Raw genomic sequence first — 21,481 nt, forward strand, 5'->3', positions numbered from 1 at the left:
GAAACGCTGATGGCGCGGGTGCGCAAGACAGTCACGATCAGGGACGTCGCCGAGGACGCGGGCGTGTCGCTCCAGACCGTGAGCCGCGTCGTCAACGGCGGACCCAACGTGCGCCCGCAGGTGCGCGACAAGGTGCGCGCCTCGATCGAGCGGCTGGGCTATGTCCCCTCGCTCGCCGCCCAGCGCATGAGCGGGTCGCGCTCCTACATCATCCTCGCCATCAACGACCGCGAGCGCACGCTCGCCGACTGGCGCGAGCGGCGCGGGACCGACTGGGTCGACCAGATGCTCCTCGGCGGCATCCTCACCTGTTCGAAGCACGGCTACCGGATGATGGTGGAGCTGGTCGACACCCACTCGGACCACGTCGAGCGCGAACTCGGCGCGGCGCTCTCGGCGCTCCAGCCCGACGGGGTGATCCTCACCCCGCCGCACTCGGAAAACCGCCTCATCACCGAGCTTCTCGCGGGCCGCTCCATTCCCTTCGCGCGGATCGGCTCGGACGCGGCGGGGCCCGGCATCCCGCTGACGATGGGCGATGAAGGCGCGGCGCATCTCGCCACCACGCGTCTCGCGGCGCTCGGCCACACGCGGATTGCCATGATCGCGGGGCCTTCGTCCTACAGCCTCTCGGGCTGGCGGATCGAGGGCTGGAAGCGCGCGCTCGCCGAGCGCGGCCTGCCGCAGGAGGGGCTGCTCGAGGTCGGCGACTTCGGCTACGAGAGCGGCACCCGCGCCGCGCGCGCGCTGCTCGACCGCAACCCCGATCTCACCGCGATCATCGCCTCCAGCGACCAGATGGCGCTCGCCGCACTCGAGGTCGCGCGCGACCGCGGGCTGATGGTCCCGCGCGACCTGTCGCTGATCTCCTTCGACAACACCCCGATCGTGCGCTTCTCGCAGCCGCCGCTGACCGCGATCGACCAGCCGATCGCCGAGACCGTCAGCCGCGCGGTCGAGCAGCTGATCGCGCGCGCGCCCCCGAAGGAGGGCGGCGCCAAGGTGATCGAGGTCGCCGCGGGCCTCGTCGAGCGCTCCTCGACCGCGCCGCCGCCCGCGGCGCGCGCTTGACCGCGCCGCCAGCCGCCGCCGCTCCGCCGGAGCGCCAGCCCGGCTGGTTCCTCGCCCTCTTCGCGCTCTCCGCCGCCGGGGGCGCGGTCGCCTATGTGCCGCTGCTGACGGTGCTTCTCCCCCAGCGGATCGCCGAGATGCAGGGCGGCGAGGATGTCGCCGCGCTCGCGCAGGTGACCTTCCTCGGCGCGGTGATGGCGAGCCTTGCCAATATCGCGGTCGGCTGGCTGAGCGACCGCAGCCGCACCCGGCGTCCGTGGATCCTCGCCGGCCTCCTCGCCTCGAACCTGCTGCTGCTCGCGGTCGGGGAGGCGGAGAGCGTCGCGCAGGTCGTCGTGCTGGTGATGGTCTGGCAGGTCGCGCTCAACCTCATGCTCAGCCCCCTCATGGCCTGGGCGGGCGACTGCTTCCCCGACGCGCAGAAGGGCATCCTCGGCGGCGCGCTGGCGCTCGCCCCGGCGCTGGGGGCGTTGGCGGGCTCGCTCGTCACCTACGTGGGCCTCGTCGACCCGGACGCGCGGCTGCCGGTGGTCGCCGGGCTGGTGAGCGCGCTCGTGCTTCCCGCGGTGCTGCTCGGCAAGGGGCGGGTGAGGCCCGCGCTGGTCGCGCCCGTGCCCCCCGCGAGCGCCCGCGCGCGGCAGAGCGGGGTGGTCGCGCGGATGTGGGCGGCGCGGCTGCTGGTGCAGGTCGCCGAAGGGGGGATGTTCGCCTTCCTCCTCTACTGGCTGCGCTCGCTCGCGCCCGGCTTTCCCGAGAATGCCGCGGCGAATGTCTTCTCGGTCGTGCTCGTCGCCTCGGTGCCGCTGTCGCTGTGGCTCGGGCGCTGGACCGACCGGCGCGGGCGCCCGGTCCGCCCGCTCGCGGCGAGCGCGGTGCTGTGTGCGGTGGGGATGCTCACGATGGCCGCCGCGCAGGGCCTCGCGCAGGCGGTCGCCGGCTACGTGCTGTTCGGGCTCGCCGCGGCGGTGTTCCTCGCACTGCATTCGAGCCAGACGCTGCGCGTCCTCGCGCTGCCCCAGCACCGCGGGCGCGATCTCGGGCTGTTCAACCTCACCAACACCGTGCCCGGCATGGTGATGCCGTGGCTGACCGTGCTGCTGGTGCCGCGCTTCGGCTATGCGGGCCTGTTCCTGCTCTTCGCCGCGCTCTCGCTGGCGAGCGCCGTGCTGCTCGCCACCGCCCGCCCGCGCGCCTGAGGCGCTTGCCAAAAGGGCGCTCCCGGCCTACTCTGATAACGTTCTCAAGAATAAGCGGCGCACAGCGCCGGGAGGGTTGCAGGGTGATGGCGCGATACGGGTGGGTGCGGCTGGCGGGCGGAGCGGCGCTCGGTGCGCTGCTCGCCGGGTGCTCGGGTGCGGGCGAGGTCCGCTCGGCAAGCGCCCCGGTCGCCGCGGCCCCTGCCGCCGCCGACACCCCCGAGGCGCTGCTCGCGCGGATGAGCCTCGAGCGCAAGGTCGCGCAGATCATCATGCCCGACATCGGCGCGATCACCCCCGAGGACGTGAAGCAATACCGCTTCGGCACGATCCTCAACGGCGGCAATTCCGGCCCCTACGGCAACGACAAGGCCGCGGCGGCCGACTGGCTGAAACTCGCCGACGCCTTCTGGGAGGCCTCGACCGCTCCCCTGCCGGACGGCGAGCCCGCGATCCCTGCGCTGTGGGCGACCGACGCGGTCCACGGCCACGCCAACGTGCCCGGCGCGACGGTCTTCCCGCACAACATCGCGCTGGGCGCGACCGGCGATACCGACCTCGTCCGCCGCATCGGCGTCGCCACCGCGGTCGAGATCGAGGTGACCGGGCTTGACTGGACCTTCGCGCCGACCGTTGCGGTCGCGCGCGATCTGCGCTGGGGCCGCGCCTACGAGAGCTATTCGGAGGACCCCGCGCTGGTCACGCGGCTCGGTGCGGCGATGGTCGAGGGGCTCCAGGGCCGCGCGGGCGAGGCGGGCTTTCTCGGCACGGGCAAGGTCGCGGCCACCGCCAAGCACTTCTTCGGCGACGGCGGCACTGCGCAGGGCGTCGACCAGGGCGACGTCAACGGCGACCTTGCAAGCCTCATGGCGATCCACGCCGCGCCTTACCCGGCCGCGATCGGCGCCGGGGTGGCGAGCGTCATGGCGAGCTTCAACTCGATCAACGGCGTCAAGATGCACGGCAATGCCCCGCTGCTCACCGGCGAGCTGCGCGGGAAGCTCGGCTTCGCGGGGGTGACGGTCGGCGACTGGAATGGCCACGGCCAGGTCAAGGGCTGCACCAATGCCGACTGCCCGCAGGCGCTGCTCGCCGGGCTCGACGTCTACATGGTGCCCGAGAACTGGAAGGCTCTCCACGCCGCGCTGGTGCGGCAGGTGAAGGACGGCACGATCCCGCAGGCCCGGCTCGACGAGGCGGTGCTGCGGGTGCTGCGCCTGAAGCAGAAGCTCGGGATCTTCGCCGGCGAAGTGAAGCCCTCGGCGCGCGCCAACGGGGGGCGCTGGGAGCTGCTCGGATCGAGCGAACACCGCGCGCTCGCCCGCGAGGCGGTGGCGAAGTCGCAGGTAATTCTCAAGAACCACGGCGTCCTGCCCCTCAAGCCCGGCGCTCTCATCGAGGTCGCCGGGAGTGCGGCGGACAACATCCCGCAGCAGGCCGGCGGCTGGTCGGTGACCTGGCAGGGCGGGGGCGACCTCACCGCCGCCGATTTCCCCGGAGCAACCTCGATCTATGCAGGACTCGCCGAGGCCGCGAAGGCGGCAGGCGGCGAGGCGCGGCTGGCGCCCAGGGGCGACGCGGCAAGCAAGCCGGACGTCGCGATCGTCGTTTTCGGCGAGCCGCCCTATGCCGAGTTCGTCGGCGACCGCAAGGACCTCGCCTTCCGCGACGAGGAGGGGCTGAAGCTCCTCAAGGCCTACCGCGCGCGGGGGGTGAAGACGGTCGCGGTGTTCCTCTCCGGGCGCCCCTTGTGGGTCAATCGCGAGCTGAACGCCGCCGACGCCTTCGTCGCCACCTGGCTCCCGGGGAGCGAGGGGGCAGGGGTGGCCGACGTGCTGTTCGGCAAGGTGCGTCCGACCGGGCGGCTTTCTTTCGGCTGGCCGAAGACCTGCGAGGGCGGCCCCCAGGGCGATCCCGCGCGCACGCTCTTCCCGGTCGGCTACGGCCTCCCCTTCGAGACCGCGCGCGCCGTCACCGGGCTCGACGAGACCTGCGCCGCGCTCACCCATGACGTGGGGGCGGCGTGGTTCGCCAATGGCAGGCTCGGAGCCCAGGTGCAGGCCGTCGCCGACAATGCGCTGCTCCCGGACCTGCGCGGCAGCGGCAACGGGATCGTCGTCACCGGGGTCGACCGCCGCGCACAGGAGGACGCGCGCCGCATCGCCTTCGGGCCCGGCGCGCGGCTCACGCTCACCGGCCCGGCGAGCGGGGCGGCGTGGCGGATCGCCTACCAGGTCACCGCCCGCCCGGCCGCGCCGGTCACGGTCGCGGCCGGGAGCGGCAAGCCGCTCGACATCGCGCAGGGGCTCTCGGTCGCCGAGGGCAAGGGGTGGCGCGAGATGGTGCTCACCAAGGCCTGCCTCGGCGAGACCGGCGGCAAGCTGACCTTTGCCTCCGAGGCGCCGTTCGCCTTCCAGGTCAGCGCCATCACCCGCGACGAGAGCGCCGCGGGCGCGGAGTGCTCCTTCTAGGGCCGCCGCATCAAGGCATCACGATCTCGAAGCCCTGCGGCATCGGGTCGAGGTTGTCGATCAGCGCCTGCAAGGCCGCCCTGTCGCCCGTCACCTCGAGCCCGGCCTTCTCGAGCACCGCGACCGGCTGCTTCAGGAACAGCATCGCGAGCAGCAGCGCTCGCGGGCCCCTGATGCTGACCGCGGGGTTCGCGGGGAGCGCGCCGACGCGGCCGATCATCGCCTGCGGGGTGATCTCGAGCCCGGCAAGCTCCTTGCGGTCGGTAAGCTCGATCCCGATCGTGATCCCGCGCGGACCCGGCTTCTCGGGAGCGAAGCGGGTCGCGGCGGCGTCGAGCAGCTCCTGCGTCGCCAGCGCGGCGATGAGGTCGGTGGGCTGCGCGGCGCTGACCGCCGCGCGCCCGCGCCTCAAATCGCTTGCGGCGGCGAGGAACTGGTTGCGCCAGATCGCGCTCTCCGCCTGGTAGCCCTGCTGCTCGTAGCTCTCCGCGAGCAGCGCCTTGGCCGCGGCGTTGTCGGGCGCGGCGAAGACGAGGTTCTGGAGGAGGTCCGAAGACCAGCGATAATCGCCCGCGGCCATCGCATTGCGCGCCAGCGCTAGCGTCCGGTCAGCGCCGCCCAGCGCGTCGATCAGCTTCGTGGCCCGCTCCGCTGGCGGATAGGGATGCAGGTTCGCCGGGACGGCGTCGTACCAGCCGAGGTAGAACTGGTAGATCGCCTTGGCGTTGTGGCTGATCGTCCCGTAGTAGCCGCGTGTCGCCCACTCCTGCGCATTGACCGGCGGGGGCGCGGCCTCGAGCGCCTCGGCGATCTCGGCCATGGTCTCGCCGCGGTTCATGCGCCGCACGGTCTGGTCGTGGAGCCAGCGATAGGTGTCGCGCTGCGCCGCGAGCCACGCGGTGCCCTCGGTGCGGCCGAACACCGGCCAGCAATGGCTCGAGATCACCGCGTCGGCCTGCGGGGCGTAGCGGATCGCCGCCTCGTCGAGATAGTGCGCCCAGGCCCGCGCATCGCGCACCTTGGCGCCGCGCGGGGTGAGGATGTTGTGCAAGCTGCAGGTCGCGATCTCGGCGGCGAGGAAGGTTTTCTCCGGCTTCACCAGCACGTTGAACTCGGCCGGGGCCTCGGTGCCCGAGACGATCTGGAACTCGAGCGCGACGCCGTCCACGACCCGCGTCTCGCCGGTCTTCGCGACAGTGTCGGTCGGCGGGATCAGCGACAGCGTGCCGACCGACAGGCCCTTGCCGATGCCGCTCCCCATCTGGCCCTTCGCGCCGGGGGCGAGCCCGGTGCCGAACTGGTAGGCGGCGCGGCGGCTCATCGCGCCGCCGGCCATGACGTTCTCCGAGGTCGCCTCCTCCATGAACCCGGCGGGCGCGATCACCGGGACCTTGCCCGCGGCGACGTCCGCCGGATCGACCACGCCCTTCGCGCCGCCGAAATGGTCGCCGTGGCTGTGCGAATAGATCACCGCGCTCACCGGGCGCTTGCCGAGCGTCTGGTCGACGAGCTCCATCGCCGCCCGCGCGGCCTCGACGGTGGTGAGCGGGTCGATCACGATCCAGCCCGAAGCGCCCCGGAGGATCGTCATGTTCGAGACGTCGAAGCCGCGCACCTGCCAGACGTTGGGCGTCACCTCGAAGAGCCCGTGGCGCTTCAGGTGCGTCATGTGCCGCCACAGCGAGGGGTTCACGGTGTCGGGCGCGGGGCCGGTGACGAAGGCATAGGCCTCAAGGTTCCAGACCGGCTTGCCGGCGGCATTGAGGATCACCGGATCGGCGCGGGTGGCGAGGAAACCGCGCTGGCTGTCGCGTTCGTCGCGGGTCCCCTCCGGCGGGAGCTCGGCGCGGATCGCGGCGTTCTCCGCGCGGGTCGACGCGCTCGCCTCCCCGGCCTCCTGCGCGGCGAGTTGCCCCGCGGCGGCGAAGACGAGTGCGAGCGCGCTCGCGGCGCGCAAACTTGCGTTGTTCATGGTGACGGTTCCCCCTCTGCTCCCGCCCGAGGTGATGCCGCCAAGCCGAGGCCATTTCAAGCGGGCCTCGTGCGCGGCGGCGCTGCGTCACCTGCAATCATCCATATTCTGGAACGTTTGCGAAGAAAGATTGAAGTTTTCCGATCATCCGCAGCGCTCTAACAGCGGCCGAGATCTTGGGCGGACAACGAAGGATCGGGGCGATGGACCAGACGAGCGAGGTGCCGGAGCGGCCTGCGGCGCGCGCCGTGCGTCCGTCGCTCGCGCTCGTCTCGCCGCCTTTCGGCCTCGCTCCGGACGCGCCCCCGGAGTGGCGCGCGGCGCTTGCGGCGCTGACCGACGCCTTCGCGATCGAGCCCGCGCGCCTCCCCGCCGGCTTCGCGCCGTGGACTTCTTGGAGCCCCGCGGTCTTCCAGGACGGCGGCGCCCCGGTGCTGCCGCCTGCGCGCTTCGCGGCGAGCCATTGCATCGACCCGGTCCCGGGCGGGGCGGACATCATGCTGCTCTCCCCGCACCCGGCTGTCGGCGAGGGCGATGCCGACACCCTGCGCGCGATGCTCGGCGCCGCGCGGGAGCAGGGGCGGGAGCGGACGGCGCTGATCGTCCACGAGCGCCAGCGCGCCACGCTCGCCGCGCTTCGGCTGGACGAGGGGCCCGCGCCCGAGATCCTCGCGATCGAGGCCGCGATCCCCGCGCTGCTGCGCCCGCGCGCCGCGTGGGACGCGGTGATCGTCATGCCCGACCTGCGCGGCATCGTCGCCGCGCTGCTCGCCGAGGCGACCGGCCTCAGCGCCCCCGCACCGATGCTGTGGCACGGCGAGGGCCTCGTCGCCGTCACCTGCGAGCGGGTGGGCGAGGCGGCGAGCAACCCGCTGCCCCTCGACGCGCAGGCGCTGGTGCTCGCGCTGGCGCTGACCCTCGGCGCCGTCGGCGAGTGCGCGGCCGCGCGGCGGCTCCACGAGGGCTGGGCGCTGCTGCGCGCGCGCGGCGTCACCACCCGCGGCAGGGGCAGCGAGGCGCCCTATGCCTGCGAGGTCGGCGAGGCCGGGTTCATCGCCCTCCTGTGCCGCGAGACCGCAGCGATTTCAGGGGGTCACGGCGCGCAAGGCACTTGGCATGACCGAAAAAACCAACATAAGTGGATTTTCCGGGCACCAACGCCGACCTTGCGCATTGTGTCTGCAAATCTCGCGAAGTCGTAACACACGAAAAGGGTCGCCCATGCCGAGCCGCAAGATCGTTGCCCATGAGCTGGCCCATGTCCTGCGGCAGATTTCGCACCCTGACCGGATCCGCCTGCTGCTCAAGCTCCAGGCCGGGGAGCAGACCGTCAACGAGCTCGGCGAAATCCTCGAGATCTCGCCGACCCGCGTGTCGCAGCACCTCGGCGTGCTGCGCGCGGTCGCGCTGGTCGAGACGCGCACCTTCGGGCAGAAGCGGGTCTATCGCCTCGCCCAGCCGGCGCTCGCGGCGTGGCTGATCGAGGGGATCGACTTCATCGCCCACCGCCTCAGCCGCGCGACGCCCGACGACATCGCCCATGCCAAGCAATTGTGGGAGGCCGAGGCCGAGCCGGCGGACACCGCCGCCGCCGCCTGACCGGTGGCCCGCGCGCGTCAGCAGGCGTGGGCGGCGCGCATCTGCGGCACGAGCTCGGCGGCGTAGCGCTCCTCGACCGGCACCCAAGCGCCCGAGCCCTCGTCGAAGGCTTCGACCTCGCCGGTCTTGATGTCGTAGACCCAGCCGTGGAGCTCGAGCTCCTTGCGCGCGAGCGCCACCGCGACGGTCGGGTGGGTCTTCAGATGCTGCAATTGCAGGATCACGTTCTGCTCGAGCAGCATCCGCATCTTCGCTTCCGGATCGAGCCCCGCGCCGAGCGCCTCGGTGATGTCGACCGCCCCTTGCGCGAAGCCCAGCCATTCGCGCACGTGCGGCAGGCGGGTGAGGCCCTCGCGGTTCATCGCCCCCTTCATCGCCCCGCATTGCGTGTGCCCGCAGATCACGATGTTGGGGATGCGCAGCGCCCCGATCGCGAATTCGATCGAGGCGGTCATCCCGCCGGTCTGGTTGGTGTGCGGCGGCACGATGTTGCCCGCATTGCGGCAGATGAACAGCTCGCCCGGATCGGTCTGGGTCAGCATCGCGGTCTCGATCCGGCTGTCCGAGCAGGTGATGAACAGCGCCTCGGGGCTCTGCCCGGTCGAGAGCCGCTCGAACAGCGCCTGCTTCTCGGGGAAGACCTCGCGCTGGAAGCGGACCACGCCTTGGGCGAAACGGGACATGGGGCGGGGCTCCTTCCGGCTCGATGTGTCTGCGAATGTTCGCAGATAGCGAGGACAGAAGGTATGGCCCCACGCACGTAGCGTCAAGGCGCGCGCGATTTCGCGGCCCCTCTCAATCCTGCTGGTGACAGGGCGCGTAATGTGTGGTGTCAGAGGCGCCGCGAACCAACAGGGACGAGAGAGAGACATGAATTTCGAGCTCGATCACGAACACGCGATGCTCAAGGAGCTGGTCGGCAAGTTCGTGCGCGACCAGCTGATGCCTTACGAGAGCGCCGTGATCGCCCGCGAGAACATCGGGCAGGGCACCTATCTCACCCCCGAGGAGACCGCCAAGGTCGACGCCGCGGGCCGCGAGCTCGGCCTGTGGGGCCTCGACGCGCCCGAGGAGGTGGGCGGCATGAACCTGCCGATGGTGGCGATGGTCGGGGTCTCCGAGGAGCTCGGCAAGACCGTGGTGCCCTACTACCTCCCGCCGGATTCGCCCAACCTCAGGATGCTGATGGTCGCCGCCGACGAGCGCCAGCGCGCGGCCTATCTCGAGCCCTATGTGCGCGGGGAGACGATCTCGGCGATCGGCATTTCCGAGCCCGGCGCGGGCGCGGACCCGGCGCGGATGACCACCAGCGCGGTCGAGGACGGCGAGGACTGGATCATCAACGGTCGCAAGATCTGGATCACCAAGGGCGCCGAGGCCGATTTCACGATCCTCATGGCGGTGACCGACAAGAACCCCGGCGGGCGCAACGGCATCAGCGCCTTCCTCGTCGACAAGGGCACGCCGGGCTTCAACGTCACCCGCAAGATCCCGATGATCGACGGGACCGCGACCTACGAGATCGCGTTGGAGGACTGCCGGGTGCCGGGCTGGAAGCTGCTCGGCAAGCGCGGCCAGGGCTTCGCGCCGATGCAGGTGCGGCTCGGCACGCGGCGGATCGAGATGGCCTCGTGGTCGATCGGCATGGCGCAGCGCGCGCTCGACATGATGATCGACTACGCGCCGCAGCGCACCACTTTCGGCAAGCCCCTCGCCGCGCGCCAGACGGTGCAGAACTGGATCGCCGATGCCGCGACGAAGATCCACGCGATGCGGCTGATGACCTATGACTGCGCGTGGAAGATCGACCAGGGCCGCGACACCCGCAGCGAAATCTCGATGATCAAGAGCTTCTGCACCGAGAGCGCCTACGCAATCGTCGACCACGCGATGCAGCTCTACGGCGGCATGGGCATGACCCGCGAGCTGCCGCTCTACCTCATGAGCAACAAGCTGCGCACGATGCGCATCTACGACGGGCCGAGCGAGATCCACAACTGGGTGGTCGCCCGCGGGCTGCTGGGGACGAGCGAGTAGGTCCTGCTGAAGTGCCTCCCCATTGCTTCGCAACAGGGAGGGACTTTTCGGCCCCTGAAACGCCGAGGGGCGGGGCGGCCCTGTCGCCGCCCCGCCCCCTGCTTGTCAGCCGGCGCGTGGCTCAGAACTTGCCCTGCACGCCGAGGTAGAAGTAGCGCCCGCGCACGCCGATCGGGCGCACCAGGCTGCCGAGATAGGGTTCGCGGTCGAAGGCGTTGTTGATCCCGCCGTAGATCCCGAAAGCCTCGCTGAAGTCGTAGCTTCCGAAGAAGTCGCTGACCAGCGAGCTGCCGGTGTCGCGCTGCGGGCGGGGGACGAAGGTGTCGTCGTCCTTCACGACCACGGCGCCGTTCTCGATCACCACGTCCTTGACCTCGATGTTGTCGATCCCCGGCGACAGCTGGCTGCTCTCGAAGCGGCCGGTCCAGCCGAGCGTCAGCTTGTCGTAATTCCAGGTGATGCCGAAGTTGGCGATCCACTCGGGATTGCCGAGCGTGCCGAGGTTGTCGTTGGTAATCCTGTTCGAGATCCTCGCGCGCTCGCGCTCGAGCGGATCGGTGATCGCGGCGATCAGGACGTCGGCGGTCGCGTCGAACACCTGCTCGTCCTTGATGAACCGCGTGCCGGTCGCCGAGAGCGACAGGCTGCCCGCGTCGCTCCCGATCACGTCGGCGAGGTCGAACCTGTAGGTCGCCGCGAAGTCGACGCCCTTCACGTTCAGCGCCCCGAGGTTGACGAGGCCCGAGCGGAAGAAGCTGATCACCTTGGTGGTCGGGTCACGGTCGATCTGCGCGCAGAACTGGTTGTTCGTGGTCGGCAGGTCGACGCAGGCCGCGGCGATCTCGGCCCCGGTGAGCGAGCCGATCGCCCCGGTGATCTTGATGTCGTAATAGTCCGCGATCAGGGTCAGGCCGGGGACGAAGGTGGGCTCGAACACGAAGCCGGCGGTGAAGGTCTTGGCCTCTTCCTCGGAGAGGTTCGGGTTGCCGCCGCTGGTGCCCGGACGGAACGCCGAGGCGAAGTTGGTCGGGTCGAAGTTCGGACCCACCAGCGCGTCGCAGTTCGCCTTGCGGAACGAGCTGCCGGCGCTGATGTTGACCACCGAACAGGGGTCCGCGGTCAGGCCCAGCGTCGCCGGGGTGAGCGGGCCGAACAGCTCGGCGAGGTTCGGCGCGCGCACCGCGACCGAGTAGGTGCCGCGGAAGGTCAGGCTGTCGATCGGCTTGTAGCGCCCGCCCGCCGACCAGGCGAGGGTCTTGCCGATGGTGTTGTAGTCCGAATAGCGGATCGCGCCCTGGACCTCGAGCAGGTCGATGAAGCGCAGGTCCGCGAGGATCGGCGCGCGCAGCTCTCCGAAGACTTCGTAGACCGAGATGTCGGGATTGGGGAAGGACGGGTCGGGCGAGGGCCGGGTCGGGCCCGAGTTGACCGCACCCGAGGTGATCGCCGGGGCGTAGCGCAGGGTCGAGGGCGTGTACTGGCTGGTGTCCTTGCGGTATTCGAAGCCGGCCGCGAAGCCGAGCGGGCCGCCGGGCAGCTCGAAGAACTTCGCCGAATCCCCGGAAAGGCTAGCGAGGAACTGCTGCTGGGTGATGACCGTGGAATCGATGATGTCGAGGAAGGCGAAGTCCGCGCCCGCACCCTTGATCGAGTTCAGCCCGAAGATGTTGATCGGCGCGCACTGTCCGTCTCCCGGGTTGAAGGTCAGCGCCTTGCCGGTGCCGTCGGGATTGGTCGGCGGCTCGGGGAAGGGCGAGACGCCGGGGGCCGAGCCGTCGAGCTGCGAGCGGCAGATGATGTCGCCGATCTGCGCCGAGCTTGCGTTGATCGTGATGTCCTGCCCGTTGCGGATCGCCTTGGTCGCCGAGGATGGGCGGAAGCTGCCGATGTTCTGCGCGGTCAGCGCCACCGCGTCGATCGCATAGAAGTAGCGGTCCTCGATGCGGGTGTTGCGGAAGGTCGATTCCACCTCGGTGCGGCCGTAGTTGTAGGAGACTTCCCAGTTCCAGCCGAGCTCGTCGAACTCGCCCTTGAAGCCGCCGACCACCCGCCAGGTGGTGCGCTCGGTGTCCTCGAAGGGCTGCACGTCGGCATCGAGAAGGTCGCGCTGGAGGTTGAGGTTGATCGGACGGCCGGCGGCGCGCACCGTGTCGATCTGGGTGCGCAGCGCGGCGGGGATGAAGGGGTTGTCGAGCCGGATCGGGATCTCGTCGTTGAACGGGATGCCGGCCTGGTCGCGGCCCGAGGTGAAGGCGAAGGTGCCCTCGACGAAGGCGGTGATGCCCGGGGTCACCTCGTAATCGGCCCCGCCGCTGACCACCACCTGGTCGAGGTCGGGCAGAATGATGCCGAGCGGGTTGGCACCGATGCCGTCCCCGCCCGAGCTGTCGAAGCCGCCGACCGAGACGCCCGGATTGAAGGCGCGCAGCACGCCGTTGTCGAGCACCTGCGCGGTCGGGATGTTGGTGCCCGGGATGTTCGCGGTCACCCCGGCGCGGCCGGCGTTGCGGCCGGCGACGAAGGCCGAGCGGTCGATCGCGATGATGCCGTAGCCGCTCGAGATCGGCAGGGTGTAGTCGGGCACGAAGGCGTTGGCCGGGATCGTCCCCGCCGGCAGCCGGAGCTGATCCTGGGTGATGCCGAGCAGGTCGAGCGTGCGCTGGCTCGCCGCGCTGAGGCTGAACTGGCCCTTGCCCGCGAAGGGCCGGTCGGCGGCGATCAGCGAGGCCTGCTTGCGGTACTCGGCCGAGATCACCGCGCTGCCGCGACCGTCGGCGAACTCGCCGCCCCACGCGATCGAGCCGGTGAAGCTCTCGGCGTCGCCGCGATCGGAGATGCCGCCCTGGAAGTTGTATTCGATGCCGTCGAAGTCGCGGCCCGTGCGCAGGTTGAAGTTGACCACGCCGGTGACCGCGTCGGCGCCGTAGACCGACGAGGCGCCGCCGGTGAACACGTCGACGCTCTTGATGCGTGCCTGCGGGATGTGGTTGATGTCGACCGCCGCCGAACCGCCGGTGCCGGGCACGTGGCGCCGCCCGTCGACCAGGACCAGAGTGCGGACCGAGCCCAGGTTGCGCAGGTTGAGGACGCTGAGGCCGAGGTCGGAGCTGTCGCCGGCCCCGGCGCCGGGCTCGTCCTGGTTGACCGAATCGATGCCCGGCAGCGTGCCCTGGAGGGCAGGAATGCTGCGCAGCAGCGTGCCGACGTCAGCCTGGCCGCTGGTGAGGATCTGTTCGCCGGTCACCACGGTGATCGGGCTCGCCGCCGAGGTCACGTTGTCGAGCGCGATGCGCGAGCCGGTGACGACGATCGGCTGGGAATCTTCGCTCGCCGGGTCCTCGTCGGCCACGCTGTCCTGCACGAGGGCCTCCTCGGCGACGCCTTCCTCGGCGCTTTCCGTCGCATGGGCGACGCCCGGAGCGGTTCCGGAAAGCAGCAGCGCGGCGGCGAGAGCGGGAAGGGATGACGAACGGAGAGAGAGCTTGAGGTTGCGCATGGTTAGTCCTCGCGTGGGTGTGCCCGGGACAGGGCCTGCCGGCTACGAACCGGCCGGGCCGTGCCGTCGTCGCCAGGGGCATCGCGGGCGGGGAGCCTGTTGCTCTCCCCGGGGCCAGCGCCGCGTCCTGTCGGTCCTTCCTGCGCGAGGGTCAGATGCAGGGCCTGTTGCACCCCTGTCGTTTGTCTGCCCCCAGACGATCGGGGTGCCGGTGTTCCGGCTTCCCCGAGCCTCGGTATTACGTTTGACGCTTTTCGTGGTTAGTGGTCGTTTGACGTAAGCCGCCCCGCTCCGGCGCGATCGCGCGCGAGGTGTGTCCCGCGTGCCACAATCGGCCGGGGCGCCTCGCGAAATTGCCGCTTCGCAGGCCCGGGCGCGCTCTGCTAGCACCTTGCGTCATGAGCGATGCGACCCGAGACGACTGGATTTCCACCGCGCGCGCGGCGCTCGGGCCCTTGCGCGATTATGGCGCGGCGGTGCGCGCGGAGACGGCGCGCGCGGTCGCGCCCGGCGGGGTGCCCGATGCAGGCCTGCTGACCCGCGAGCAGCACCGCGTCCACGGCTTCGCCTGGGTCGCCGCGACGATCGCCGCGCTCGAGGCGACCCTCGACTGGGCGGTGCGCGCCGAGAGGGCGGGGCGCTTCGGCGAGGTCGAGGCGCTGGTGCTGGCGGTGGGCTTCGGGGAATATTGCGCGCAGATCGCGGGCGGCTTGCCGATGAGCGCCCACGAGATCGTCCGCCCGTCCGCGCTCGGCACCGCCGAGGCGGGGCGCGCGCTCGCGGCGCACCCGGCGGCGGCGCGCTGCATCGCCGAGGGCAGCACCCCCGCAACCCGCGCCCGCCTTGCGGCGCTGCTCGCCGAGGGCGCGCGGCCCGACGAAGGTCTAGGGGACGAGGCGCTCGACCTCGTGCGCGACCAGATGCGCGCCTTCACGGCGGAGGCGATCACCCCCCACGCGCAACGCTGGCACCTCGCCGACGCGCTGATCCCCGACGCCGTGATCGCCGAGATGGCGGCGCTCGGCGTGTTCGGGGTGTGCATCCCGGAAGCCTATGGCGGCCTCGGCCTCGGCAAGCTCGCGATGGCGGTGGTCTCGGAGGAATTGTCGCGCGGCTGGATCTGCGCCGGGAGCCTCGGCACCCGCAGCGAGATCGCGGGCGAGCTGATCGGCGAGAACGGCACCCCGGAACAGAAGGCGCGCTGGCTCCCGCGCATCGCCGACGGATCGTGCCTGCCGACCGCGGTCTTCACCGAGCCCGACACCGGCTCCGACCTCGCCGCGGTGCGCACCCGCGCCGAGCGCCGGCCGGACGGCGCGTGGGCAGTGACGGGAGCCAAGACCTGGATCACCCACGCCGCGCGCGCCGACCTCATGACCATGCTGGTCCGCACCGACCCCGGCACGCCGGGCTACGGGGGCCTCTCGATGCTGCTTGCGGAAAAGACCCGCGGCAGCGAGACCGTGCCTTTCCCCGACGCAGGGATCGAAGGCAGCGAGATCGCGGTGCTCGGCTATCGCGGGATGAAGGAATATGCGCTCGGGCTCGACGGCTTCCGGGTGGCGGCCGACGGGCTTCTCGGCGGACGCGAGGGGCAGGGGTTCAAGCAGCTGATGCGCACCTTCGAGGGCGCGCGCATCCAGACAGCCGCGCGCGCGGTGGGCGTCGCGTGGAACGCCTTCGACCTCGCGATGGACTATGCGCTGGGGCGCAGGCAGTTCGGCGAGAGCCTCACCCGCTTCCCCCGCGTCGCCGACAAGCTCGCAGCTATGGCGGTGGAGACGGTGATGGCGCGCGAGCTCACCTATGCCGCCGCGCGCGCCAAGGACACGGGAACGCGCTGCGACATCGAGGCGGGAATGGCCAAGCTCCTCGCCGCGCGGGTCGCCTGGAGCGCGGCCGACAACGCGGTGCAGATCCACGGCGGCAACGGCTATGCGCTCGAATATCCGATCAGCCGGGTGCTGTGCGACGCGCGGATCCTCAACATCTTCGAGGGCGCCGCCGAGATCCAGGCGCAGGTGATCGGCCGCGGGCTGCTCGCCGCGCAGGCGACCGCCGCGGCGGCCTAGAGCAGGCGCCGCACCGCGACGTCGGGCAGCACCGCGCGGTGCGGGTCGGGCGCGACCGCCTGCCTGAGGTCGACGTGACGCGGACGGTTCTCGCGCAGCTTGAGCTGACGGTTGACGCGGCGCACGAGATCGAAGGGCTCGAAGGGCTTGGAGAGGAAGTCCTGCGCGCCCGCGAAGATCGCCTGCGCCTTGTCCTCATCGCCGTGCATCGCGGTGAACATCATCACCGGCAGGTCGTAGAGCTCGGCCGAGCGGCGCAGGCGGCGCAACAGGGTGAGGCCGCTTTCGCCGGGCATCCCCTGGTCGAGCAGCAGGAGGTCGGGGCGCTTCCTCAGCACGCAGGTCCAGGCGGCCGACGCGGTGGTGACCCAGCCGCAGGCGTGGCCCGCATCGATCAGCACCTCGCTCGCGAGTTCCGCGATCAGCTCGTCGTCGTCGGCAATCAGGATGCGGGCCATTTGCGGGTCTGCCGTGGTTTCTCGAAAGGGGAAATCGAGGGTTAACCACGCGCGCCTTGGGAGCCGCCTGCCGCGCCCCCCCGCATTGCACCCTAAGGGCTTCCCCCGAGCGCCGCTTGTGCCGCCGCCGGGGCGCTGTAAGGGTCGCCCGCAATGACCAGCGATTCTCCCCAGCACCCCCGGATCGGCCCCTTCTACGTCACCGAGGGCATCCACAACCTGCGCGACTACGGCGGCCATGCGGTCGCCGGGGGAGGGCGGGTGCGGACCGGCCTGCTGCTGCGCTCCGGACAGCACATCGAGGCCTCGGACCGCGACCTCGAGCTCGTCCATGCGCTCGATATCCGCACCGTCATCGACCTGCGCGGCACCTCCGAGCGCGAGGGCTTCCCCTGCCGCCGCCACCCTGCCTTCGCGGCGCAGGTGATCGCCTATGACGGCGAAACCTCGAACTCGCCGCCGCACGAAGGGGGCGGCGGGCAGGTCGTCATGACCCCGCAGAAGGCGCGCGAGCGGATGCTGGCGGTCTACACCCGGATGCCGGTCAACCCGGCGATGATCTGGGTGTTCCGCGAATATTTCCGCGCCTTGGGCGAGCACGAGGGCGCAAGCCTCGTCCACTGCTTCGCGGGCAAGGACCGCACCGGGATCGCCGCGAGCCTCCTCCTCCACGTCCTCGGCGTCCACCGCGACGACTATACCGCCGAGTTCCTGCGCACCAACGACGCGCCCACCCGCGCGATCCTCGAGCGCCAGTCGCTCCCCCGGATGGAGGCGCATTACGGCAAGATGGACCCCGAGGCCCTCCACAACCTGATGGGCGTGCTCCCCGAATACATCGACACCTACATCGCCGAGGTGACCCGCGAGCACGGCTCGCTCGACGCCTATTGCGAGACAATCCTGGGTGTGGATGGGGCAAGAAAAGAGCGTCTCCGCGCCCGGTTCGTGGCGTGACAATCGCGCGCCGCAGCCCCATATCGCTCACCTGAGTTTCCCACCGCAAGGCACACGCAAAATGGCCACCCACACCACCAAGCTCCTGATCATCGGCTCCGGCCCCGCGGGCTACTCCGCCGCGATCTACGCCGCGCGCGCGATGCTCGAGCCGATCGTCGTCCAGGGCCTCCAGCCCGGCGGCCAGCTCACCATCACCACCGATGTCGAGAACTATCCCGGTTTCCGCGACGTGGTGCAGGGCCCGTGGCTGATGGAGGAGATGCGCGCCCAGGCGGAGCACGTCGGCACGCGAATGATCTGGGACACGATCGTCTCGGTCGACCTCGAGCACGGCTCGCCGTTCCGCGCGATCGGCGACAGCGGGGACGAATACATCGCCGACTGCCTCGTGATCGCGACGGGCGCACAGGCCAAGTGGCTGGGCGTCCCGGGCGAGCTCGCGCTGGGCGGCAAGGGCGTCAGCGCCTGCGCGACCTGCGACGGCTTCTTCTACCGCGGCAAGCGCGTCGCGGTGATCGGCGGCGGCAACACCGCGGTCGAGGAGGCGCTCTACCTCACCAACCATTCCGACAACGTGACCCTGATCCACCGCCGCGACACCCTGCGCGCCGAGCGGATCCTCCAGGAGCGTCTCTTCGCGCATCCCAAGATCACCGTGCTGTGGAACAAGGCGGTGGACAGCTTCGAGGCGGGTCCGACCGGCTGCCTCGAGTATCTCGCGCTCACCGACACCGTGACGGGCGAGGCGAGCACGCTCGAAGTCGACGGCGCCTTCGTCGCGATCGGCCACGCGCCCGCGACCTCGCTGTTCGTCGGCAAGCTGCCGATGGACGAGAGCGGCTACCTGCTCACCGAGCCGGGCACGCCCAAGACCGCGATCCCCGGCGTTTTCGCGGCCGGCGACGTGACCGATCACGTCTATCGTCAGGCGGTGACGGCCGCGGGCATGGGCTGCATGGCCGCGCTCGATGCCGAACGCTGGCTCGCTTCGCGCGCCCACGCCGGGTTGCAGGCGGAAGCGGCAGAGTAAGGAATTCCCACCCCCGACTCCTCCCGCAAGCGGGAGGGGAGGATCAGCGCTTCCAGTACCCCTCCCGCTTGCGGGAGGGGTCGGGGGTGGGCACGAAGTTCAGAACACCGCGATGGCCGCGTGCAGGATCAGCGCCATCAGCGCCAGCGATGACAGCGCGAACAGCGCAAACCGCACCGCGACCTTGTTCCACGTCGCCTGCACCACCGAGTGCAGCACCCGGAAGGCGACATAGGCCCAGGCGATGGTGGCGTTGAGGCCGTCGCCCTGTCCGGTGATCGCCAGCACGATCGCGACCGCGTAGAACAGCGTCGGCGCCTCGTGGAGGTGGTTGTAGTTGTCCGCCTTCCAGCTCACCCGGTCGGGGAGCTGCGCGCGCAAGGAAGCGCCGGTCGAGCCGACCATCCCCTTCGCGTCGATCCCCGCCGCGAGCATCGCGGGGATGCGGGTCACGTACATCCACACCCACATCACCATCGTCCACGCCAGCAGCGCGACGACGGGCTTCAGGATTGCGGCTTCGATCATGTGTTTCTCTCCCCCTTTGGATCAGGTCAGACCGGCAGCGCCGACGGGTCCGCGAAGGCGGTCGCCATCACCGCGCGGATCGCGAGCGCCATGAGGGCGAGGCTCGCGGAGATGAACAGCGCGAAGCGCACCACCACGGTGTTGACGAGGCCCTGCCACAGCGAGTGGATGATCCGCAGCGCGACGTAGGTCCAGGCCAGCGCCACGTCGAGCGCGCCGGGACCCGTCACGGCGAGGATCAGCACGGTCGGGTAGAACACCGTCGGCTGTTCCATCAGGTGCGTGAAATTGTGCGCCGGCCAGTTCGCCTTGTCGGGCAGCACGCCCTCGAGATCGGCGCCGCGCATGCCTGGCTTGCGCGGCAGCGCCGACTTGTCCTCCATCTTCGCCACCGCACCGAACCGCGCCGGCACGATCCACAGCATGACGATCAGCGACCACACCACCAGCACGGCGGCGGGCGCGAGCATTTGCGCTTGCATCGGTCGATCCCTTTCCCGAACTCTCTCTATCGCGGTCTAGCTGCAAGAGCGCAAAACCATTGTCAAATGCAACCTATCGGGAGAAGCCCCTCCTCATGCACCTTGTCCACGACCCCGCCGCGCCGCCCGCCGAAACGATCGCCTTCGACGACTTCCTCAAGGTCGACATCCGCGCCGGGCGGATCGTAAAGGCCGAGCCCTATCCCGAGGCGCGGAAGCCCTCGCTGAAGCTCACCATCGATTTCGGCGCAGGTGTCGGCGTGAAGCGTTCTTCGGCGCAGGTGGCGGAGCTCTACACGCCCGAGGCGCTCGAGGGGCGGATGATCGCGGCGGTGGTCAACTTCCCGCCGCGCCAGATCGGCAAGTTCATGAGCGAGGTGCTCACCCTCGGCTTTCCGGACGAGCAAGGCCGGGTGGTGCTGTTCCAGCCCGACCGCGCGGTGCCGCTCGGGGCGAGGCTGTTCTGAGCCTGTCGCCGGCCGGTCCCAAGCGGCCCTCGGACCCTGCCAGACCCCGCCTAGACCCCCGTTAGACCCCCTCCAGACCCCCGCTGGAGCGAGGTTTCACGTGAAACACGGCCCGATCAGGCGGCCTCGGGGATCGCGGGGACGGTGATGGTGCGCTCCCCGCCGAAATCCTCGCGGACCACGATCCGCCCGAGCCGCTCGAGATGGTCGAGCAGCCGCCGCACCCGGCTGGGCGAGGCGCTGCCGTAGAGGCGCCCCAGCTCCTCCTCGCCCGGCATCGGGCGTCCGAGGTGCGCGGCGATGAGGATCGCGAGATAGGGGGCGAGGAGGTCGTCCTCGATGCCCTCGGCGGCACCCTCGACGGCGCTGCGAGCGGGCTCGGCGAGGCGGTCCAGGCCGCTGATTGCAATGGCGAAAAGCCGCCGGAAGCGGGGGAGGTCGATGTGCGCTGACGGAATGCCGCGCTGGCGGCAGCGCACCGCGAAGTCGCGGAACAGGGCCGCCGCCGGGCGGAAGCTCGCGCCCTCCTCGCCCGCGATCTCGCGCACCACGCCCTCGACCTCGCCCGAGGGCGGCGGAGGGGGGGCGGGCTCGGGCTCCGGCAGCGGCAGCGGCTCGGCGGTAGGAACGACCTCCGGCAGCACGGGGGCGAGGGCGATCCTTTCCTCCACCTCGGCCTTCGGAACCGGCGGCGGGGCTGCGCGGCGGACCGGCTGCGGCGCGGCGGCGGCTTCGGAAAGCCGCTCGGTGAGCAGCGCCTCCATCCCGCCCGCGGCAGCCTCGGGGAGCGGGATCAGCCCCTGCGCGACACCCCGCCCGGCGGTCCGCACCGCGCCGACCTCAACCGCCACCGGCCGCCGGCTGATCGCCGGGCCGAGCCCCAGGAACTGCCCGCGCTGGAGGTCGCGGATGCGCTCGGCCTGCCGCCGGTCCATGCCGAGAAGGTCGGCGGCGCGCTGCATATCGATGTCGAGAAAAGTCCGCCCCATCAGGAAGTTGCTGGCTTCCGCGGCGACGTTCTTGGCGAGCTTGGCGAGCCGCTGGGTGGCGACGATCCCCGCCAGCCCGCGCTTCCGCCCCCGGCACATCAGGTTGGTCATCGCCGCGAGCGTCATGCGGCGCACCTCGTCGTTCATCTCGCCCGCGGCAGCCGGCGCGAACATCTGCGCCTCGTCGACCACCACCAGCGCCGGATACCAGTGCTCGCGCGGGGCGTCGAAGAGCGCGGTGAGGAACAGCGCGGCGCAGCGGATCTGCTGCTCGACCTCGAGCTCGTCGAGGGCCAGCACCACCGAGGCGCGGTGCTGCCTCACGCGCTGGCCAAGCGCCTCGATCTCGCGCGGGGAATAGGCCGCGGCGTCGATCACCACGTGGCCGAAGGCGTCGGCGAGGGTGACGAAATCGCCCTCGGGATCGATCACGATCTGCTGGACCTGCCCGGCGCATTCCTCGAGCAGGCGGCGCAAGAGGTGCGACTTGCCCGAGCCCGAATTGCCCTGCACGAGCAGGCGCGTGGCGAGGAGCTCGGCGAGGTCGATCCCCACCGCCTGCCCGCCCGCGTCGCGCCCGATTTCGATCCGTGCCGTCATGCCCCCGAGCGTTACGGGCGCGGGCGCGGGCGGCAAAGCGGTACCCGCGAGTT

At 70.8% G+C, this 21,481-nt stretch carries 17 protein-coding genes; 10 read left to right on the forward strand and 7 right to left on the reverse strand.

Translation table 11 applies throughout. From position 1 onward, the window contains the following. Positions 1 to 9 precede the first annotated feature (9 nt). From ACLBKU_RS15720 to ACLBKU_RS15730, 3 genes are all read left to right on the forward strand, one after another. Positions 10 to 1,071: a LacI family DNA-binding transcriptional regulator gene (locus ACLBKU_RS15720; protein ID WP_410180501.1), complete on the forward strand. Its 1,062-nt coding sequence runs from the start codon at positions 10 to 12 to the stop codon at positions 1,069 to 1,071. Further along, on the forward strand, positions 1,068 to 2,267 hold the full coding sequence (locus tag ACLBKU_RS15725; RefSeq protein WP_410180502.1) for an MFS transporter: 1,200 nt from the start codon (positions 1,068 to 1,070) through the stop codon (positions 2,265 to 2,267). The genes ACLBKU_RS15720 and ACLBKU_RS15725 overlap by 4 nt, the downstream gene beginning before the upstream one ends. Before the next feature lie 86 nt (positions 2,268 to 2,353). Next, positions 2,354 to 4,738: a glycoside hydrolase family 3 N-terminal domain-containing protein gene (locus ACLBKU_RS15730; protein ID WP_410180503.1), complete on the forward strand. Its 2,385-nt coding sequence runs from the start codon at positions 2,354 to 2,356 to the stop codon at positions 4,736 to 4,738. A gap of 10 nt (positions 4,739 to 4,748) precedes the next feature. Here the strand turns inward: ACLBKU_RS15730 and ACLBKU_RS15735 are convergent, their stop codons facing one another. Further along, the gene (locus ACLBKU_RS15735) at positions 4,749 to 6,710 is read right to left on the reverse strand and encodes an alkyl/aryl-sulfatase (protein WP_410180504.1); all 1,962 of its coding nucleotides are present in this window, start codon (positions 6,708 to 6,710) and stop codon (positions 4,749 to 4,751) included. Between the two features lie 203 nt (positions 6,711 to 6,913). Here ACLBKU_RS15735 and ACLBKU_RS15740 point away from each other — a divergent pair, with 203 nt between their 5' ends. Further along, complete coding sequence (locus ACLBKU_RS15740) at positions 6,914 to 7,912, forward strand: hypothetical protein (RefSeq protein WP_410180505.1); 999 nt, start codon at positions 6,914 to 6,916, stop codon at positions 7,910 to 7,912. Between the two features lie 19 nt (positions 7,913 to 7,931). Next, positions 7,932 to 8,309, forward strand: a complete 378-nt coding sequence (locus tag ACLBKU_RS15745; protein ID WP_410180506.1) for an ArsR/SmtB family transcription factor — start codon at positions 7,932 to 7,934, stop codon at positions 8,307 to 8,309. A gap of 17 nt (positions 8,310 to 8,326) precedes the next feature. On the opposite strand, the gene ACLBKU_RS15750 is transcribed toward ACLBKU_RS15745, so the two are convergent. Next, complete coding sequence (locus ACLBKU_RS15750) at positions 8,327 to 8,992, reverse strand: carbonic anhydrase (RefSeq protein ID WP_410180507.1); 666 nt, start codon at positions 8,990 to 8,992, stop codon at positions 8,327 to 8,329. A gap of 187 nt (positions 8,993 to 9,179) precedes the next feature. Here ACLBKU_RS15750 and ACLBKU_RS15755 point away from each other — a divergent pair, with 187 nt between their 5' ends. Next, the gene (locus tag ACLBKU_RS15755) at positions 9,180 to 10,346 is read left to right on the forward strand and encodes an acyl-CoA dehydrogenase family protein (protein ID WP_410180508.1); all 1,167 of its coding nucleotides are present in this window, start codon (positions 9,180 to 9,182) and stop codon (positions 10,344 to 10,346) included. A 121-nt stretch (positions 10,347 to 10,467) separates the two neighbouring features. Here the strand turns inward: ACLBKU_RS15755 and ACLBKU_RS15760 are convergent, their stop codons facing one another. Further along, a complete protein-coding gene (locus ACLBKU_RS15760) occupies positions 10,468 to 13,842 on the reverse strand; it encodes a TonB-dependent receptor domain-containing protein (protein ID WP_410180509.1) in 3,375 nt (1,124 codons plus the stop codon). Positions 13,843 to 14,240: 398 nt separating this feature from the next. Here ACLBKU_RS15760 and ACLBKU_RS15765 point away from each other — a divergent pair, with 398 nt between their 5' ends. After that, positions 14,241 to 15,914, forward strand: coding sequence for an acyl-CoA dehydrogenase family protein (locus tag ACLBKU_RS15765; RefSeq protein WP_410180510.1), 1,674 nt, complete (start codon positions 14,241 to 14,243; stop codon positions 15,912 to 15,914). Here ACLBKU_RS15765 and ACLBKU_RS15770 read toward each other — a convergent pair. Beyond that, the gene (locus tag ACLBKU_RS15770; protein ID WP_410180511.1) at positions 15,911 to 16,372 is read right to left on the reverse strand and encodes a PleD family two-component system response regulator; all 462 of its coding nucleotides are present in this window, start codon (positions 16,370 to 16,372) and stop codon (positions 15,911 to 15,913) included. The two genes, ACLBKU_RS15765 and ACLBKU_RS15770, sit on opposite strands and share 4 nt — an antisense overlap. A gap of 153 nt (positions 16,373 to 16,525) precedes the next feature. On the opposite strand from ACLBKU_RS15770, the gene ACLBKU_RS15775 reads away from it, so the two are divergent. Together ACLBKU_RS15775 and trxB are read left to right on the forward strand one after the other, a co-directional pair. After that, positions 16,526 to 17,329: a tyrosine-protein phosphatase gene (locus ACLBKU_RS15775; protein ID WP_410180512.1), complete on the forward strand. Its 804-nt coding sequence runs from the start codon at positions 16,526 to 16,528 to the stop codon at positions 17,327 to 17,329. Positions 17,330 to 17,390: 61 nt separating this feature from the next. Then, the gene (gene trxB, locus ACLBKU_RS15780; RefSeq protein ID WP_410180513.1) at positions 17,391 to 18,362 is read left to right on the forward strand and encodes a thioredoxin-disulfide reductase; all 972 of its coding nucleotides are present in this window, start codon (positions 17,391 to 17,393) and stop codon (positions 18,360 to 18,362) included. A gap of 99 nt (positions 18,363 to 18,461) precedes the next feature. Here the strand turns inward: trxB and ACLBKU_RS15785 are convergent, their stop codons facing one another. Both ACLBKU_RS15785 and ACLBKU_RS15790 read right to left on the reverse strand, forming a co-directional pair. Beyond that, positions 18,462 to 18,890 (reverse strand): MAPEG family protein, encoded by a 429-nt coding sequence (locus ACLBKU_RS15785; RefSeq protein WP_410180514.1) that lies wholly within the window; start codon positions 18,888 to 18,890, stop codon positions 18,462 to 18,464. Between the two features lie 26 nt (positions 18,891 to 18,916). Beyond that, on the reverse strand, positions 18,917 to 19,372 hold the full coding sequence (locus ACLBKU_RS15790; RefSeq protein WP_410180515.1) for an MAPEG family protein: 456 nt from the start codon (positions 19,370 to 19,372) through the stop codon (positions 18,917 to 18,919). 95 nt (positions 19,373 to 19,467) lie between these two features. Between ACLBKU_RS15790 and ACLBKU_RS15795 the strand changes: the two genes are divergently transcribed. Next, complete coding sequence (locus ACLBKU_RS15795; protein WP_410180516.1) at positions 19,468 to 19,839, forward strand: tRNA-binding protein; 372 nt, start codon at positions 19,468 to 19,470, stop codon at positions 19,837 to 19,839. Between the two features lie 116 nt (positions 19,840 to 19,955). Here ACLBKU_RS15795 and ACLBKU_RS15800 read toward each other — a convergent pair whose 3' ends face one another. Then, entirely contained in the window at positions 19,956 to 21,428 is a 1,473-nt protein-coding gene (locus tag ACLBKU_RS15800) for a helicase HerA domain-containing protein (protein WP_410180517.1), read from the reverse strand. Positions 21,429 to 21,481: the final 53 nt, after the last annotated feature.

It is taken from the genome of Erythrobacter sp. NE805 (assembly GCF_046452355.1).
Taxonomy (GTDB): domain Bacteria; phylum Pseudomonadota; class Alphaproteobacteria; order Sphingomonadales; family Sphingomonadaceae; genus Erythrobacter.